General features: G+C 54.1%; 14 protein-coding genes. 9 read left to right on the plus strand and 5 right to left on the minus strand.

The window, feature by feature from the left end; genetic code table 11:
• Nucleotides 1-764: AAA family ATPase (locus QKE52_RS12725; protein ID WP_347948947.1), on the minus strand; the 764-nt coding region annotated here is incomplete at its 3' end.
• Nucleotides 765-1,422: 658 nt separating this feature from the next.
• Here QKE52_RS12725 and QKE52_RS12730 point away from each other — a divergent pair.
• From QKE52_RS12730 to QKE52_RS12740, 3 genes are read left to right on the plus strand one after another with little or no spacing between them, the layout of a single operon-like run.
• Nucleotides 1,423-1,755, plus strand: a complete 333-nt coding sequence (locus tag QKE52_RS12730) for a helix-turn-helix transcriptional regulator (protein WP_144014081.1) — start codon at nt 1,423-1,425, stop codon at nt 1,753-1,755.
• Nucleotides 1,748-2,551, plus strand: a complete 804-nt coding sequence (locus tag QKE52_RS12735; RefSeq protein ID WP_347948948.1) for an ImmA/IrrE family metallo-endopeptidase — start codon at nt 1,748-1,750, stop codon at nt 2,549-2,551. Before QKE52_RS12730 ends, QKE52_RS12735 begins: the two co-directional genes overlap by 8 nt.
• Nucleotides 2,552-2,558: 7 nt before the next feature.
• Entirely contained in the window at nt 2,559-3,158 is a 600-nt protein-coding gene (locus QKE52_RS12740) for a hypothetical protein (RefSeq protein WP_347948949.1), read from the plus strand.
• Nucleotides 3,159-3,271: 113 nt separating this feature from the next.
• Here QKE52_RS12740 and QKE52_RS12745 read toward each other — a convergent pair whose 3' ends face one another.
• Nucleotides 3,272-4,153, minus strand: a complete 882-nt coding sequence (locus QKE52_RS12745; protein ID WP_347948950.1) for a hypothetical protein — start codon at nt 4,151-4,153, stop codon at nt 3,272-3,274.
• A gap of 158 nt (nt 4,154-4,311) precedes the next feature.
• Here QKE52_RS12745 and QKE52_RS12750 point away from each other — a divergent pair, with 158 nt between their 5' ends.
• The gene (locus QKE52_RS12750) at nt 4,312-4,890 is read left to right on the plus strand and encodes a hypothetical protein (RefSeq protein ID WP_347948951.1); all 579 of its coding nucleotides are present in this window, start codon (nt 4,312-4,314) and stop codon (nt 4,888-4,890) included.
• Between the two features lie 14 nt (nt 4,891-4,904).
• On the opposite strand, the gene QKE52_RS12755 is transcribed toward QKE52_RS12750, so the two are convergent.
• A complete protein-coding gene (locus QKE52_RS12755) occupies nt 4,905-6,332 on the minus strand; it encodes an APC family permease (protein WP_347948952.1) in 1,428 nt (475 codons plus the stop codon).
• Between the two features lie 704 nt (nt 6,333-7,036).
• On the opposite strand from QKE52_RS12755, the gene QKE52_RS12760 reads away from it, so the two are divergent.
• Together QKE52_RS12760 and QKE52_RS12765 are read left to right on the plus strand one after the other, a co-directional pair.
• A complete protein-coding gene (locus QKE52_RS12760; protein WP_347948953.1) occupies nt 7,037-7,255 on the plus strand; it encodes a hypothetical protein in 219 nt (72 codons plus the stop codon).
• A gap of 399 nt (nt 7,256-7,654) precedes the next feature.
• Nucleotides 7,655-8,803 (plus strand): hypothetical protein, encoded by a 1,149-nt coding sequence (locus tag QKE52_RS12765; protein ID WP_347948954.1) that lies wholly within the window; start codon nt 7,655-7,657, stop codon nt 8,801-8,803.
• A gap of 200 nt (nt 8,804-9,003) precedes the next feature.
• On the opposite strand, the gene QKE52_RS12770 is transcribed toward QKE52_RS12765, so the two are convergent.
• The gene (locus tag QKE52_RS12770) at nt 9,004-9,897 is read right to left on the minus strand and encodes a UTP--glucose-1-phosphate uridylyltransferase (RefSeq protein WP_347948955.1); all 894 of its coding nucleotides are present in this window, start codon (nt 9,895-9,897) and stop codon (nt 9,004-9,006) included.
• Nucleotides 9,898-10,060: 163 nt separating this feature from the next.
• Between QKE52_RS12770 and QKE52_RS12775 the strand changes: the two genes are divergently transcribed.
• The 3 genes from QKE52_RS12775 to QKE52_RS12785 all read left to right on the plus strand — a co-directional run bounded on the left by QKE52_RS12775 (nt 10,061) and on the right by QKE52_RS12785 (nt 14,896).
• Entirely contained in the window at nt 10,061-11,452 is a 1,392-nt protein-coding gene (locus tag QKE52_RS12775) for a sialidase family protein (protein ID WP_347948956.1), read from the plus strand.
• 851 nt (nt 11,453-12,303) lie between these two features.
• Entirely contained in the window at nt 12,304-14,301 is a 1,998-nt protein-coding gene (locus QKE52_RS12780; RefSeq protein ID WP_347948957.1) for a glycosyltransferase, read from the plus strand.
• Nucleotides 14,291-14,896, plus strand: a complete 606-nt coding sequence (locus QKE52_RS12785) for a hypothetical protein (protein ID WP_347948958.1) — start codon at nt 14,291-14,293, stop codon at nt 14,894-14,896. The genes QKE52_RS12780 and QKE52_RS12785 overlap by 11 nt, the downstream gene beginning before the upstream one ends.
• A 48-nt stretch (nt 14,897-14,944) precedes the next feature.
• Here the strand turns inward: QKE52_RS12785 and QKE52_RS12790 are convergent, their stop codons facing one another.
• Nucleotides 14,945-15,889, minus strand: a complete 945-nt coding sequence (locus QKE52_RS12790) for an NAD-dependent epimerase/dehydratase family protein (protein WP_347948959.1) — start codon at nt 15,887-15,889, stop codon at nt 14,945-14,947.
• Nucleotides 15,890-15,979: the final 90 nt, after the last annotated feature.

A 15,979-nucleotide genomic window follows, 5' to 3' on the forward strand; every position in this document is an offset into this window, starting at 1 on the left:
TCTTTGGTTACAGTGTTGCCACAAAATTTACAATCATCACCTGCAGAATGTTGGTCGAATCCCTCCCTTATCCATGAGCTTATAATGACATTTGCATCAGCTAGAACTGGGCTCTCAACCAGAGCCTTAAGTTCCTCTGTCGGGCTCCATATCGACCTCAAGGAAGGGATTTCCATCTGTGGTTGGGTTGTCGAATTTGAGACATTTAAACATTTTTCAACTTCGCTTGCAGAAAGCGTCTCTGAATCCCCCTTGTTTAACATTTCTTTAATTCGAGCACGGTTAAATCTACGCGGCCCTAAGTGCTCGCAGCGAGACTCCAGCGTCTTTCTGACCCCATTAAAGACGCTGTCTAAAACTTGCCCTTCCCGCTTTTCAAGTTGTTTGACGGTTTCGTCTTTTTCAATTACGTTCTTCCTTTGCAATTCTTCATGATGTGAAGCATCTAGGATTTCCTGCTCGACTCCCGCGACGCCTTCTCCAATAGCTACGGTAGTGACTGCTGGTGCACTACCTCCGTGTACAAATTCGCCCACTGTATTGCGCATCCACTCGCCTGTAAAAGCATAGACGTATTTCGGCTTTGGTACCGCCCCCGACGCAAAAGTGAGTTTGTCTGGTTCTCCCAAAATTTCACAAATGGTCGTCTTTCCCGAGCCGTTGACACCATAAAACAGTGCCTTGGAGGCCAACCTCACACCTTTTAGGGCATTAGTTGGTACTCCTCTTAGTTTTGGACTGGCAATGATCGAGAGTGTCTCCATAGCTGCATTCTATGCCTGTCCACAACTATCTCCATCTCTACATGGAGTTTTTCCCATCTCAAAGACGCAGCCCCAACTGTTACATCAATTCCCAACAGTTGCGGCATTGATATACCAACACATCGCCAACCTAACTCTAGGGCTTCTATAGCACCTCGCCCGCTCACCCGTAGGAGATCTCACGCTAAGCAGAATGAGGTTGCAAGCGGCATGCCCAGGTGTATTCTGCCCTGGAAAATATTTTGGCACGCCATCCATAGCTCCGAGCACGACGCAAGAAATCATCCCGAACCACGCACAAGTACAACCAGCCTCACCGGTGCACAGGTAGGTAACGTCCGACACCTACCCCAGTGAATCCCTCCAACATCGGGCATGCGCTTAACCAAGTCAGAAAAAGACGAAATACGCCGAGGCGGAATCACTGCCACCAGGACGAAAACTAGCAATAAATCCCATCGGCTTTAAACAAACGCTCTTGTAACATGCACGCTCTTGCGCCAGCCGCATAAAGCCGGCGAGTCCGATACACCAGCTTTCTCCCGAACACGGAAAAGTGCCCCAATGCATCACAACCCATCCGCACCAACTTCACTCTGAATCATATTGACTTATTTCTGATTCACGTGTTTAATCGAAGTCAACAAGGAGCACCACCATGAACATCCCCACTGACTTCGGCGAGCGAGTCCGTGCGCAGCGTCAGCTGCGCGATCTCAGCCAGAGGGACCTCGCCGCCATGACCGATGAAATTCTGTCCCAGCCCACCTTGGCCCGCCTTGAGAAAGGCACGGCCACACCAACTCTCCACCACATCATGGCCCTCGCGTGGGCTCTTGGGATCGATGCCGCTGAGCTTGTCGACGCCACTCCACTCTCTAAGCGTGTGCGCGTTGCCGCTCGTGGTCACCAGACCAAAACTGAGGAAGCAACACAAACTCTTCTGCCTTATCTCCAGCTCCGAGTGAACCTGGATAGCACACATGCCTAAGTCAACGAGCCCCTCGCAACAGGGTGTTGAACTCGCTGCTCGTTTTCGCGCGAAGCACAAGCTAGGTGTAGGACCAGTCGATGACATCAACGACCTTATGAAGCTCGTTGAAGCTGATTTCATTGTCCTCGACTTACCGGAAGACCTCGATGCGCTGACGCTACGCGATCCTGGTTCGGGCGCTTTAACCGTAGGGATTGGCACTAGTAACAATCCTTTCCGCCAGCGTTTAACCATTGCACACGAAATCGGGCACATCGTGGCCGGGGACATCACGGAGGACGGGGCTTCTTTACAATGCGATAAGACCCTTCCCAACGAGACCCGCGCGAACACCTTCGCGCGTTGCGTCCTCTGCCCCGAGGAAGCGTTGCGTGAAATACCTCAGTACGAAGATCCAGAAGAGCTTTTGTCTGCAGTCGTCCAACGCTTCCAGATCTCGCCTTATGTAGCGGCAATCCAGCTTCATCAAGCAGGTCTCATCTCGAAAGACACTAAAGAGGAACTAAAAAGTCGCACCGCTAAGAAACTCGCCTCCCGCTTCGGATGGAAAGCCACATATGACCACGCCTGCCAAATTGCGCAGCTGCCACGAGCTTCCGAGAGACTCGTAGCCGATGCTTACAAGGCATACGCTCAGGGGCTCATCGCGCTGCCAACGGTAGCGTTCGCCGAGCAAGTAACCCCCGAGGAAGTAGCGGACTCAATGTACGCTCCCCCGAGTTCGATTGGCCACGATCGAACAGGTCAGCGCGATATAGAGACCGACCTAGAAGACTTCTTCGCAAACGAGTAGGTTCACCGTGACTAGAAGGTTCATCTTTGCGGACACCAGCGTGTTACTGAACTTCATCTGCTCCGGTGAGCAGGACCTTCTTCTCAAATTCGTGGGCAATGACAAACTCCACGTGCCTGCTGCAGTCAACGACGAGATGCACAGAAAGCTAAAGGACACCAGGTTTCAGTGTGGCTCCCGAACCTGGTCATCACTCATTGTGCATGGCCACGTGCACGTGCTTGACGACGACATGGATCGCCTCTTCAAACACATCCGCTTATTCGCGGGTCCCCGATTCTCAGTCCAAGGCGGAATGGCGAAGAACCTGGGAGAATACACCGCAATCGCGCATTGCCTTGCCCTCCTTGAGGAGGATCCTTCGGTGCGTACCGCCATCATCATCGATGATGAAGAGGCCCAGGAGCTCGTACACAAGCGACAGGCAGCAACGGTCTTCACCACTGAAGCCGTGCTTCTCCGCTGCGTGCATCTAGGCGTCCTTACCGACCGCGGCCAGTCCCGCAAGGTGTGGGACAAGCTCTCAAAGTTCGATGTTCTCGCCCCTTTTGAAACGACTCGATTGAACGACCGCACCGTCTACCGGGCGCAAAAGAAAATTAAATGACCCTCACCTGCCAGTAGCCTCCGGTGAGGGTCAAGCAGCTGTACGTAATGTAGGGCTGCTTCTGCCCCTAATCATGCCTCATTTTGCCCTTTCAATCGAGAGACGCACTGCTATCACCCCCAACGCCGCCTGCGATACTCAACCCGAACTGGAATTTCGTCAGGCTCTAATGGCCTGTCAGGGGTCTCGCGGATGGTATACGGCGTTATCTGCTCCGCAAGTAGTTCCTGCCGGTACATTTTGGCAATCTCTGGTTGTTCCTCTTCAATAATCTCGATTAGCCGCTTAGCCAAGTCAAAAAGCCTTTCTCCCTCTGCTTCAGCCGCTATTTCTCGTTCGTACTTCCGTACCGCAACAAAACCGCACCATTCACGCCAGAGTTCAAACATCGGACGGTAGTGCTCACAATAGAATTCCCATTCCCATCGCGCAGAATTAATTCCCTGATGCTCTCGAAGCTTAAATTTCCACTCCTTCTCTTCTTTTGCCACGACCTCAAGCACTTCATCTGGAGAGACTTCCGCGAATCTTTGCACAATGCGGACTCCGCCCATGGGAGATATCTGCAGCCCTTCCTCGCAGGGGGCGGTTAGCACTCCGTCCAAAAGCACGTCCAATGGGGAATCCACTAGTTCTTCAAGAGTTTTCGGATCGGTGATTATGAAATCATCGGCACTTCCCAGCTCCATAGCTTCTCCTAGGCGGCAACTCTCAATCATGAAGCTTGCGGCACGGTCTTGCTCTTCCCCACCTCGTTGCGCGTGTAGCCTCACCTGATGATTCACGAGTTCATCGATCTCAGCAGCCTTCGCCCACGGTCCCTTAATTCGCGGCCGTGGGACCTTACGTATGGATCCGTCCTCAAGCTCTAGGGAGTACCGAAACGAGGCCTTCCCCGAAGGCTGAATGTCCACAACCCGAGCCTTTAAAGATTGTCCGACGATGGAATCGCTTTCTCTAAACGCAACTACGTCTCCAACCTCGACCTTGTTCATTTGCCCATTCCTCGCTTCTCGACGCCAACTGAACACTGCCCTCTCAAATTTTAGTGTTAAAGCATGCCGTCAGCGCAGTGCTTGCCGACGCCTCCCCCTCCCCAAACCGGCCTTACAAACCCAAGACACAGCGCTTTTCTAGGACTACAGTTTCCGCTATGCACAAACTCTCTTCTCTCACTTTCGCCGTCGCAACGGCATTCGCTCTCTCCGCATGCAGCGACAATGACCCGATGACGTCCGAGACCCTAGACCCCGTCGCCGAGGAAACATCAACGGCTCAAGAATCAACGACGCCGGAAAGCCCAAACGGCTCTTCAGGCACCACCGAGGAAGACGAAGGCCCCTCCCCAACCCGAGCTGATAAGCAACAAGAGAAAGAGTCCGACGAGCAGACCATCAATGCCAGCCAAGTCGGCGGCGACTGCGGCGTGACACCTGAGGGCGACACAATCTTCGCCGGCAGCGCTACCTCTTGTGAGTTTGCCGCAGCCATGTTTGGACCTGCCAAGAAGGCCAGCTACGCCCTCTACCAAGCAGACCCCACGGTCAATCCCCTCTACACCGCGAACATCACGGCAAAGAGCCCCGTTACCGGTGAGAGCTACCAGCTCACTTGTCAGATTGGCAGCGATCTAGCCGGCCTGAGTTGCCGCAAACCTGGTGATAACAGCGTGCTCGCCATCTTCACCTCGGATGCCCGCGACTGGCTGCAGCGACTAAACACTACCGACTAACCACCTGACCCCAGCTATTCCAAAACCAACGATGCCGTCTCCTCCGGCGGCACGTCTTTCAGCTGTCGGCTCTTGATAGCCCACGACGCCAACCCCAACACAATCCAGACCACCAGCGCGATGAGCGGAGCCGTTCCCAGCATGCCAGGCGAACCCGGGACAAAGAGCAGTGCCAAGAAGCCGACGGAAAGGATGCACCCGGCTAGCGCGAAGTACTCGTAGAACTTGTTCGGCGCAATCGGCTTGGTCATTCCGGAGACCTGCCCGGTGCGCGCAATCTTCCAGGCGCAGAAGCAGGTATAGAAATACGCCACCGTGATGCCGGCACTGGACATATCCACGACCCACGTCAACGCCGCGCGCCCAAACCACGGGGTCACCAGGCACACCGCACAGACCAAGAGAATCGCATTGCGCGGTGCGTGTTCCTTGCCCTTCAGCTCACCCAAACGGCGCGGGACCAGGTTCGCCCGCCCCAATGTAAACAGCACGCGGCTTGCCGCAGTGTAGAAACCATTAAGTCCTGTCAACACACCCGCGCTCACCGCAACGACCATGAGCACCAAGCCAGCTGGTCCCATTACCTCGCTGATGGCGGCTGCCGGCGGCCACGCCTCCCCTTCGAAGGCATCGTGACGGGTTCCCACAGCGATGGAGGTTGCAAGCATCATCGCCATATAGATAACCGTCGCGACAGTAATTCCCCACAGCAGAAGCCCCAGCGCCTTCCGCGGAGAGAAGTTAAACTCGCCTGCCAGCTGCGGAATGGAATCAAACCCCACGTAGGCCCACGGGGCAAAAGCGATGATGGTCGCCACCGCCGCAGCCGGCGGCACATCTACAGGAAAGGCGGGAGCAAGCTCCGGGCGCTCGACGACGTAATAGATCACCATCGACGCCACAATAACCACCACCGCGAAGATCATGAGTACCACGGCAAAGAACTGAAACCGGCCCGAGAGCGCAGCACCCTTAGAGTTCAGCCACGCGAACCCAATGATAAACAGTGAGCAGATGGCTACTTCGGGGAGATAGATGGTCCACCCGGCGACGTCGTAAAGCGCGCCCCGCATGACCAATTCAGGGAACGTGACACGAAAGACGAGCGTGACCGCCGACGCATTCAATGCGACAACACACGAGTACCCCAGCGTCAGTGCCCAGCCTGCGATAAACGCATGAGTCCGGCCGAGTGCGGCCATGGCAAACGCCACGCCACCACCGGTCAGCGGCAGCGCGCGAATGGTAAAGCCGTAGCTCAGACCGATAACGGCAATCATCAGTCCACCGATGACAAAGCCGATGAGCGTTCCAGCAAGCCCCGCCTTCTGCATCCAGTCGAACGGCAGAATGTAAGCTCCCCAGCCAATCGCCGCCCCGAGAGCCATGGCAAAGACCCACGAGGGCTTCATCGTTTTCCGCAGTGTCGCATTCTCCGACATGTAGTTTCACTCCAGACAATTCACCTTGAGCGCCAGGACCTTGCGGACGATCCCAGCGCGCGTTTCTGGCAAGTCTAGAGATTCTCGTTTCTGTGTGCTGCAGATCTAAGCATTTTAACGCGGGGTTCCACCTCTCATTCCATGAACGCAACCGATGGTGACCATTGGAGATCCCGGTTACCAGCCACTCGCATGTCCTGCGCTCTTACGATGTCGCTACGTGTGGCCCAAGGATCGCACCCCAACCCCACAAGGCGCTTGACGACGTCCCCCTTGTGTCTAACCCCCGTCGCATAGCGCCGGCAACTGTTGCAACCCAACCGCCACCCAGACTGCGTGTCGCTTCGCCAAGAAGCCGCACCGATCCGGGGTCCTTCATAAACCAAGACGCACGACACGCTAGTCCGCCGAGAAATTCCGTTTCCTTTCGCCGCATCGTCCCTGCGCAAACTCTTTGCGTTCTGCCCAGGTATCAACATCCACTCTCCCATCACGCTGCACTGGAGCGTCGAAAAGGCTCCAGATTGCGGCCCGGCTGGAGGCTGGAATTAGCAAAAGTACTTACCGCCGGTTTCGTCGGGAAATCTCTGCACTGAGAAGCGTGGCATCACCCTCAAAGACCTCCACCTGGCTGGCGCCGGCTCCTAGCAGTTCTACCTGGCCATGTTCTTTACCGCCGCCGTCTGGCTGGGCACGTGGAGTTTGTGGGGCGACCGCCGCTGTTTTCCGGCACCGCCCCGCGTGAACTGGCCCGGGGTGCGGGTATCGGCATCGCGCTCATCATCCTATTTCTCCGCGGCGCCCTCATCGAGCGCTCCATCCCCGCCCTGGCCGGGCCGGTGAGTGACCTGCTGGACAACATGCGCCACGGCAGCGTCCCCATGACGCTGGCCACGCTCGTCATCAACGGCGTGGGCGAGTAACTCTTCTTCCGCGACGTGGCACGCCGCGCGCTTTCCGACGTCCCCTCCCCCACCCCCTCACTCATCATCCAGGTTGCCCTCTACATCGCCGACACAACCAGCTCACCGACCTCCGTGTAGGCGCGCTGCAGTGAGCAGGACTCCAAGCGGACCATTCCGATGATCTGATGGACCGCCTTCTACTTAAACTCAACGGAATATTTTCTAGGCATGGTTCAATCCTTCCTTAGCTGAGGTAGGAACTAAACCCAGGACGCTTCAAAGTGTTCATATATAGCTTGTCAACATGGCGGTGGATTAGCTGGGGTTGACAAGCTATATAGGAACACCCAGACATCTTAAAGATACTAGACTAGTAGTCGTCAGCCTTTCTCTTTATGCCCCTGAAAAGTTTACGAAATGCCAAACACCATTGAGTTCAGCCAACTAGATATTTCAAATCAACGCGTCTCCCTTCTTGCTAAATTTAGTGGTCAAGAACATTCCTTATGGTACGAATTCGACCGTGAGGTAAAGCCCAGTACAAACGCGGTCGCAGTAGCCTTGAGCACTCTTTGCGGCACAAAGTTCGACTCAATCTTCTACGATTTTCCCATTGCTGATGAAACCACGCAGCTAATTCAAAAATTCACAAAAACCACTGTTACCAGCTCCGCGGCTTGCACGCCTGTCGCGCCTCGCGGTGGTGGACGCATTCTAAGCTTCTCTGGAGGCTTCGACTCATTTGCGGCACTCCGACTACTGGGCAGCGAAGCCCACCTTGTTTCACTTGATTTTGGCGGATGGTTCGAGCGGGAGGCCCAGTTCTTCAACAGCTTCGATCCGCTCGTTATCAAAACCAATATTCGGCAAACCCCGACCCAGAAGAACTCGTTGGCTACAAACCACTGGACTTTCATGGCCACCGGTGCGATCCTCACTGCAGAGTATTTCGGAGCCACACAGCATTCGTTTGGCTCTATCCTCGGGGAAACCTTTTCTCGGCCAGTTAAATCTCCTAAGCGGGTCGCACCACTCGAAATGATGGGTCTAACGGAATCACCGGTCACTAACGGAATCACGGAGCTCGGCACCGCGAAACTTCTGCTTCAAAGCGATCCACAGCTCGTTGCCGATTCGATCCAATCGCTGGCTGGCAAGACAGATCGAAAGAGGTTTTTAAAAACTGCAATAGCCACTCTCCTAGCACCCAAGTACTGCGAAAGCTTGAACCTGCCAGAATTACCCGAGAGTTGGTCTGCGCCCATTAGCGTTACTGACTCGTACACCACCACCATGAGCCTTTTGTACTTCATCTCAGTCGGGGAATTAGAGCTGATTGCTCCCCTATTCAAGGAAATTCCAGACAGTTTACTATCCTTCGCATCGGAAACCGATATGGGATTCATGCTGAAAGCCAATACCGACCACTACCAGTTTTTAAAAAGAAAGGATTCAGGAAAACTTCTGGCAAGTTTAGAAAATTATGGCTTCTCCCCTTACACAGAGGTTGATTGGGAAAACGCTAAGGCAACTCGACAGTTCCTAAACCGTCTCTTCAACAAATAGACCCCATCCCAGCTTTTATCCCTCAATTTTTCAAACAATAGAGGCGAAGCCGATTTCCTTAGAATCAGCTGTTTCTACCAAAAAGTAGAAAGGCTCTGGAATGTACGACCCTGACTACTGAATAATATTGGCTAGCTAATCGAACTGGTTCCCCGTGACGAGATAATTGTTCGAGAGGCTCGCTACCTATACCTATACCTTCATCGATACTTTTCCATAATCGCTTCCAAATCACGGAACAACGCCGGACCATACTTCGGATGGCGCAAGCCAAACTCCACGCTAGCCGGGATAAAGCCGGCCGGGTTACCCAAGTCATGGCGGATACCATCGTGGACTACGACGTGAACAGGATGGCCTTCCGAGATCAGCAAATCAATCGCGTCAGTCAGTTGCAGCTCCCCGCCCTTACCCGGTTTGATGCGGCGCAAAGCATCAAAAATCGCGCGGTCCAACAGGTAGCGACCGGTTGCGACGAGGTTTGACGGTGCGTCCTCCGCTGCTGGCTTCTCCACCATGCCAACAACCTTTTTCACGCTGTCCTCGTCAGTGTTCTCGATATCAAACACACCATAGTTCGACACATGTGCCGGATCCACCCCAACAGCCAACAGCACCGAGCCACCATGCTCCTGGCGCACACGAATCATCTCGCTCATAGCTGCAGTGGGCTCGATGACGTCATCAGGAAGCATGACAGCAAAGTAGTCCTCGTCCTCGTCCAAGACGGAGTCCGCCAAACCAACAGCGTGCCCTAGGCCCAAAGGCTTGTCCTGGACGACAGCAACGGGATCAATAATCTGCGCGGCACGCTCAACCTTCGCTGCCTGCTCATCTTTTCCACGAGCACGAAGGATCTCAACTAGGTCAGGAAACTCATCGAAATGGCGCATGACCTCGTCTTTACTAGGCGAGGTCACGATAGCTAGCCGTGTTGCCCCGGCACCCGCGGCTTCCTCGGCAATCATCTCAATGCCGGGAGTGTCCACGACAGGCAGAAGCTCCTTCGGGACAGTCTTCGTCGCAGGCAGGAAACGCGTGCCCATTCCCGCTGCGGGGACAACAACAGTGCGGACGGAAGTGGAATTAGCCATAGGCTAATCCTAATGCACTGGGAAACCCGCATAGGGCCTCGGACTATTAAAGAACGAAAGTAGTGGCGCACTCGCTTGTCGATGGCCACCCGTTCCCCTGCCTCACACGTCACCACAAACTAGACTTCGATCTGTCTCGTCCTCATGCACAAAGGAGTCTCTCATGCGTCGACCGCCACGCACCGGTAAAGCACTCGTTGCTTTAGCCCTCACCGCCTCTCTAGTTACCGGACAGGCAATCACCCCAGCACCTGCAGAGGCACAACAATTCCCATCCTTCCAGGTGCCTGCCCTTCCCCAGTTCAATGAGGAACAGGTCCAGCAGGCCGTTGCCGCACTTGTAGCGCTTGCTGCAAGCGTTGGTGGTTTGGCTCTCATCGCCAGCATACTGCCCGGAGTCGGTTCTTCCAACGGCTCCTCGTCGTCCCCAGCACCGAGCACCACCCCTACAACAACTCCAAGCACTCCCACTTCCACGCCTGAGTCCACTCAACCTTCAACCTCCCCGGCGCCTACGGAGGAACCCAGCTCCTCGCCGGAACCGTCCACAAGCACAGCTCCTGCCCCCGTCACCTCGGTGGAGCCCTCCCCTGGTTTTGCGCAGCACGTAGCCGGCATCAAAGACCGGCTCGCCACCAGTGCAGATAAGAATCCATTGTGGGCGTGGACCGCTCCCCGCGGCCCGCAGCTGACACTGCCCACCCACGAAGGCAGCGGCCAAGCTACCCACCCTTCAGTCCTTTACTTTGAGAATGGTTGGAACGGATGGAAGTACTGGATGGCGATGACCCCGTACCCAGCTAGCGATGAAGGCGCTGAGGATCCGAATGTGCTCGTCTCCAACGACGGCTGGACCTGGCAGGTTCCAGAGGGACTAACTAACCCCATCGATGACCAGTTGGGCAAGCCTAACCCGCACAATTCCGACACCCAGCTTGTCATGGCTCCCAACGGCGAAATGTACCTGACCTGGCGCATGGTCGATCGCCCGAACGGAAAGACCAACCGTATCTTTCTAGTGAAATCCTCCGATGGTGCGCACTGGTCTGAGAAAGAGGAGATCTGGACCGGCGAGCCACAGTTCATGTCTCAAGCCCTCATCTGGACAGGAGAGAAATGGCGCCTCTACGGCGTAGCCAACGGCGGTGGTGTGCCTAACCGCGTGGTCTTTTACGAAAGCTCGGATCTCAAAACCTGGTCTAAACCAACCACCGTGTCGTTTGACCCTAGTCTCACGTCTGGTCAGCGCCTGTGGCACATCGACGTCCAACTCCACGACGGTGAATACATCGGCCTCGTCCACATCATCCCAGGCACGGTCAAGCAAGGTAACCTCTACCTTCTGCGTTCTCAAGACGGTGTGACTTGGAAGCGCTCGGACACCCCACTAATCTCCCACGAGGAGTCCGGCTACCCCAACCTCTACAAGTCGGCCCTAGTCCCCCACGGCAGCGGAGACGACCTCAACTTCGAGCTGTACTACTCCGGCTTCAGCGAAGGCCGCGCTGACTGGCGTATCAATCGCACCATAGCGGAGCGAATTACCCAAGAGTGATTCCCTTCGCACCGCTTGGCAACCTTCGACGCCTTTGGGGCTGCGAGCATCCGACGAAGGAGCAAAGGCAAGAAGAACGCTGTAGCCTTCGAAAGCCCGAATTTAGATGTGGTTTTATCGCCTCCCGTAAGAATCAACAACTAAGCGGCAGTAAGCGCCACCGCCATTAAGCTCACCCGCACTCTTCGGCCCACAAACAGGGATCTCTAATTTGTATTGGCGTTGAAAAAGCTACGGTCTCTTGGATGCCCTCATTCAGCGACACTTCTGCACGCCAATCCAAAACTGCTTCTGCCTGTTGAGAGTTGAGACATGAACGAGGAACATAGCCTAGGCGTGCTGGCGCCAATCCTGGTAGGTCTTGGACGCCTATGGCCGAGGCAATCCTCAGTTCACGGCCCCACCTCGCACGCTATATCGATGCCCAGTATCATGAGAGATCTTGGTCTGAACTAGCAAAGGACTCTCTCTATGAAGAAAAGGTTTTTCATCCCTTTCGACGCCACTAGTTGTTCCATAGTTCTTCAGCCTGAAGGGGATTTACGCTGGGCCTTTTACGCCTTCAAAATCGACTTCCCGAAAATCGAAAACCCTGAAACGTTGGCCGAATCGACTGAACTCAAATGGAGCCCCGGCCTCAACTCCCTTTACCGATATTCCAGAAGCGCTAAGGGAGGCGAAACCATGTACAACGCCCCTTTCAAACTGCCCGCAGGTTGTAACGAAGTAATCATCGAACCCGTCCAATGGAAGGATCGGGCAAACCCTATTCCCATGCCCCCCATTCGAGCTAGTTGTCAAGGCCAATTGGTCTGGGGCAAACGTAGTCACTATTTTTGGAGAGCCGCTTAATGACTGATATTTCTGTAGTAATTGGTTTCCGCGACTGGGGTGCACTCCGACTTGAGCTGGCACTGGAGTCTGTTCGCCAATCTTTTGGTCAGTTTGATGGTGAAGTAATTCTCTCTGACTTTGGCTCTACTGATCATGAATCGAATCGCGAGCTTGCTCAGAGATTGGGCGTGAAATACGTATTTACGCCGGACAAAGGTTACTGGTCTCGTTCTGAAGCTCTTAATGCGGGATTCGTACATGCGGACGGCGATATCCTCGTGTCTACCGATGCAGACATGGTTTTCACACCTAAGTCATTTGAACGCATTACCGCAATCGCCAAATTGGATGGTAAATCGGCTTACTTCTTGCAGTGCCGAGACCTCCCCGAGGGGATGGACGATAAGTGGGTAGCCGAACACCCTCATAATTGGAAGCAAATGGAGCGAGCTTCTCGGCTACGCCCGCGCTGGGGAATGGGCGGAATGATGGCGATTCCTCGAGAAGGCTTCGATCTTATTCGCGGGTTCGATGAACGTCTCCATACCTACGGCGGCGAGGATCTCGATTTCGCGCAACGCGCCCGTCGCGCTGGATACCGAACGGTGTGGATTGATGACCCTGAGGTACGCATGTACCACATGTGGCACCCCAAGACGATTAACACCGTTAATCAGACCGACGAAGGCAGAGAAGCTGTTCGCTTCAACAAGTCCGTCGTCCAGCACGACAAGTCCTTCGTAAGAAATACCAGTGAGTGGAGGCATCGCCGCGGGGGCGAAAAACCGGCTGTGTCAGTGGCGATTTCCACATATAACCGTGCGGATTTCCTTAGAGAGACAATCCTCTCTGTTCTCAACCAAACCATGCAGGATTTCGAAATCGTCATCGTCGACGACGGTGGTACTGACCATACGAAGCAAGTCGTAGACAAATTTAACGACTCTCGAATTAAATATTTTTGGCAGGAGAATCAAGGAATCTCCGCTGCTCGAAACCTTGCAGCCGAGAAAAGCACCGGCTTCTATACAGCTGTCATCGATGACGACGACCTTATGCACCCTAACCGGCTCCAATGGCAGCTAGAAGGAATCGAGGCCGGCGCCGTTGGTAATGTTGGTTGCTTCATCAATTTCGAGCACGACGACGGAACAATGCAGCTCTTCGTAGGAAAGAACCCGACCGCGGAACGTTCCATCCCGACAGGTTCTGCGCCCGGTCACGGTACCTGGATGCTACAAACAGACGTCATTCGAAAGCTGAAATATGATCCGTCTCTGTCCAGTGGAGTAGACAATAACTTCTTCCTTCGCCTGCTTCGCTCTGGCTACAAAGTAACCCACACGGGTAAACCCGTCACGCTTAGGCGCATGCACCCCAGCCAAGTAACTAACACAGACGCTGGCAATCAAACCCGCGCAGCTGCTGAAACTCTCAACTTTCTGCGCTGGCGCTATGACGGAGCACAGCGCAAGATCGCCGAAGAGCGAGCTAATGCCACACCTCAATGGCCAAAGATTGGTGATAGGCAGGAGATGCTGGAAGAAGCACGTCGCTTCCTGCCCGACCATCTCATCACCAGAAACTTGATCGTTACCTCACCTCTACCCCAAGCGGAGTGGACCGGCCAAGTTGCCTCTACGCGGGTCCATCTGCTCCAAAGCGAGGGAAGCGACACCGAGGAAATCGTCACTGATGTTTCCATTATTCTCGCCGCTAGCTACGAAGATATGGTCACACTGCGCCAAAATGGGGCCGAATTCCGTGTTGATGTGGCGAATGACGAGGCACCTAGGGATCCGTTAAACGTTCTGGCAAACGGGATTATTCCTTCCCTGAGTACCAGCGAGCATGATGCAGTGTATGCATTATTCGTTCAATCCCCATCAGAAGATAAATTTAACGTGTTCGTAGGCGACCACAACTCAATCGCCGCCAAGCTTGACACCCTAAGTGATAAAGCCAATGCGTTTGTAGTAGGACCTAAGCACTTCGAGGCAGATAATGAAGTTTAAACGAATTCAGGAACCGGGACACCGAACTGGCTACGAGGCCATACTCTCGGAATACGACTCTATCCCCCCAAGCAACAAAATCATCATTGATGAGTTGCCGGAAAAAATCGACCCGAACCGCGAAGCCATTGCTCTATATCTCATCTTTGGACAGTGGGTAGGTTCCGATTTTGCAGTCCCCCAGTGGATGTCCCCTCCTACAGGTGAAACCATCGCTAGGGCCGCATCTCCTATCACCGTAAACCCAACTCCTTTTGAGTACTACCCGAAGGGCCTTCCTATCGGCAACCGAGATCTTTTTTGCTCAGACTCAGTCGAGTTCACAAACGAGAAACCTACGGTATCAGTTCTCCCTGCTCACTCTTGGTCTGGCGCACTACGGGGCTTCGATTCACTTATGATTTCTTCTAACGCCTTCACTTTCCAAGAAAGTGTCGAAGACGTGGCTCCGCTTGTAGGAATTGCTGTTCTTTTCGCTGAAGATCTGAACGCCGATTCCATCTGTGTCCGAGCTAGTCTGACCGAATCTGAAGAAAGCCGCATAGCAGAGCTTCTCTCAAGCGTCCGCCTGGGTTTTAAGGTTATTAAAGAATAACCAGCCCGAAATAAGGTCTCTCGCAAACTCTCGCGAGAGACCTTGGCTTTAATCGACGGTCAAGCCTCTAAAGTAATCAAGAGTCTCCTGAATACCTCGTTCAAGGTCGTACTCGGGCTTCCAGCCTAAATACTTTCTTGCCTTGGAAGAATCCAACGAAGAACGAGGAACATCGCCCAATCTAGCTGGGGCAAACTCTGGGTTGTCGGCCACGCCCGCCGCCTTCGCCACTGCGGTGTGTAGATCCCTGTCACTGGTCTCAACCCCAGTACCGATGTTGAAACGTCCATAGTTACCAGGCGTTGTAGCAGCCAGAAAGAAAGCTCGAGCAACGTCTTTGACGTACACGTAGTCACGGGTATTGGAGCCCTCGCCAAATACCTTCGTAGGGTCACCGCTCAAAAGCCGCTGGCTGAAAATCGCAACCACCCCTGCTTCACCATAGGGGTTTTGACGCGGCCCATAAACATTAGCGGGCGCTACGAAACTAACGTTGACTCCGTATAGCCGATGGAACATTTCCAGATACAGTTCGCCGGCAGCTTTACTCGCAGCGTACGGAGACTCAGGCGCAACGGGAGCCACCTCATCCACAGGAAAACTTGTTGGGCTGCCATAAATGGATCCTCCGGAGCTGGTATGGACGATTTTCTGCACGCCACAGCGACGGGCGGCATCCGCTAGTCTAATCGTTGAAATAACGTTTAACTCGGCATCCTCGACTGGATCCGACACAGAACGCCGTACGTCAATCTGGGCCGCGAGATGAAACACAACATCGGTTGGATATTCTGTAAAGTACGCACCGAAATCGAAATTCCGGATATCACCTTCAATGACTTCAACTGCTCCGGATCTCAATGCGGAAGCTAAATTGGATTTTCTCCCCGAAGAAAAATCGTCCAACACAGAAACAGAGTGCCCCTCAGAAACCAACAAATCCACTAAGTGAGAACCGATAAATCCGGCTCCTCCAGTAACTAGAGCACGCATGTCAATAAGAGTAGCACCCCCTCATGAATTCCTGGCAGTTAACTGTGGCCGCATGAAGCACCAGGCGGCTACAACTCTCATTTCTTTCAC

Origin of the sequence: Corynebacterium sp. c25Ua_47, from assembly GCF_039907205.1 — a bacterium.
Lineage (GTDB): Bacteria > Actinomycetota > Actinomycetes > Mycobacteriales > Mycobacteriaceae > Corynebacterium > Corynebacterium hiratae.

Excerpts from the sequence above, each read along its gene's own strand:
- QKE52_RS12730 (WP_144014081.1), top strand. The coding sequence starts at position 1,423 with ATGAACATCCCCACTGACTTCGGCGAGCGAGTCCGTGCGCAGCGTCAG.
- QKE52_RS12735 (WP_347948948.1), top strand. The coding sequence starts at position 1,748 with ATGCCTAAGTCAACGAGCCCCTCGCAACAGGGTGTTGAACTCGCTGCT.
- QKE52_RS12745 (WP_347948950.1), bottom strand. The coding sequence starts at position 4,153 with ATGAACAAGGTCGAGGTTGGAGACGTAGTTGCGTTTAGAGAAAGCGAT.
- QKE52_RS12750 (WP_347948951.1), top strand. The coding sequence starts at position 4,312 with ATGCACAAACTCTCTTCTCTCACTTTCGCCGTCGCAACGGCATTCGCT.
- QKE52_RS12755 (WP_347948952.1), bottom strand. The coding sequence starts at position 6,332 with ATGTCGGAGAATGCGACACTGCGGAAAACGATGAAGCCCTCGTGGGTC.
- QKE52_RS12765 (WP_347948954.1), top strand. The coding sequence starts at position 7,655 with ATGCCAAACACCATTGAGTTCAGCCAACTAGATATTTCAAATCAACGC.
- QKE52_RS12770 (WP_347948955.1), bottom strand. The coding sequence starts at position 9,897 with ATGGCTAATTCCACTTCCGTCCGCACTGTTGTTGTCCCCGCAGCGGGA.
- QKE52_RS12775 (WP_347948956.1), top strand. The coding sequence starts at position 10,061 with ATGCGTCGACCGCCACGCACCGGTAAAGCACTCGTTGCTTTAGCCCTC.
- QKE52_RS12780 (WP_347948957.1), top strand. The coding sequence starts at position 12,304 with ATGACTGATATTTCTGTAGTAATTGGTTTCCGCGACTGGGGTGCACTC.
- QKE52_RS12785 (WP_347948958.1), top strand. The coding sequence starts at position 14,291 with ATGAAGTTTAAACGAATTCAGGAACCGGGACACCGAACTGGCTACGAG.
- QKE52_RS12790 (WP_347948959.1), bottom strand. The coding sequence starts at position 15,889 with ATGCGTGCTCTAGTTACTGGAGGAGCCGGATTTATCGGTTCTCACTTA.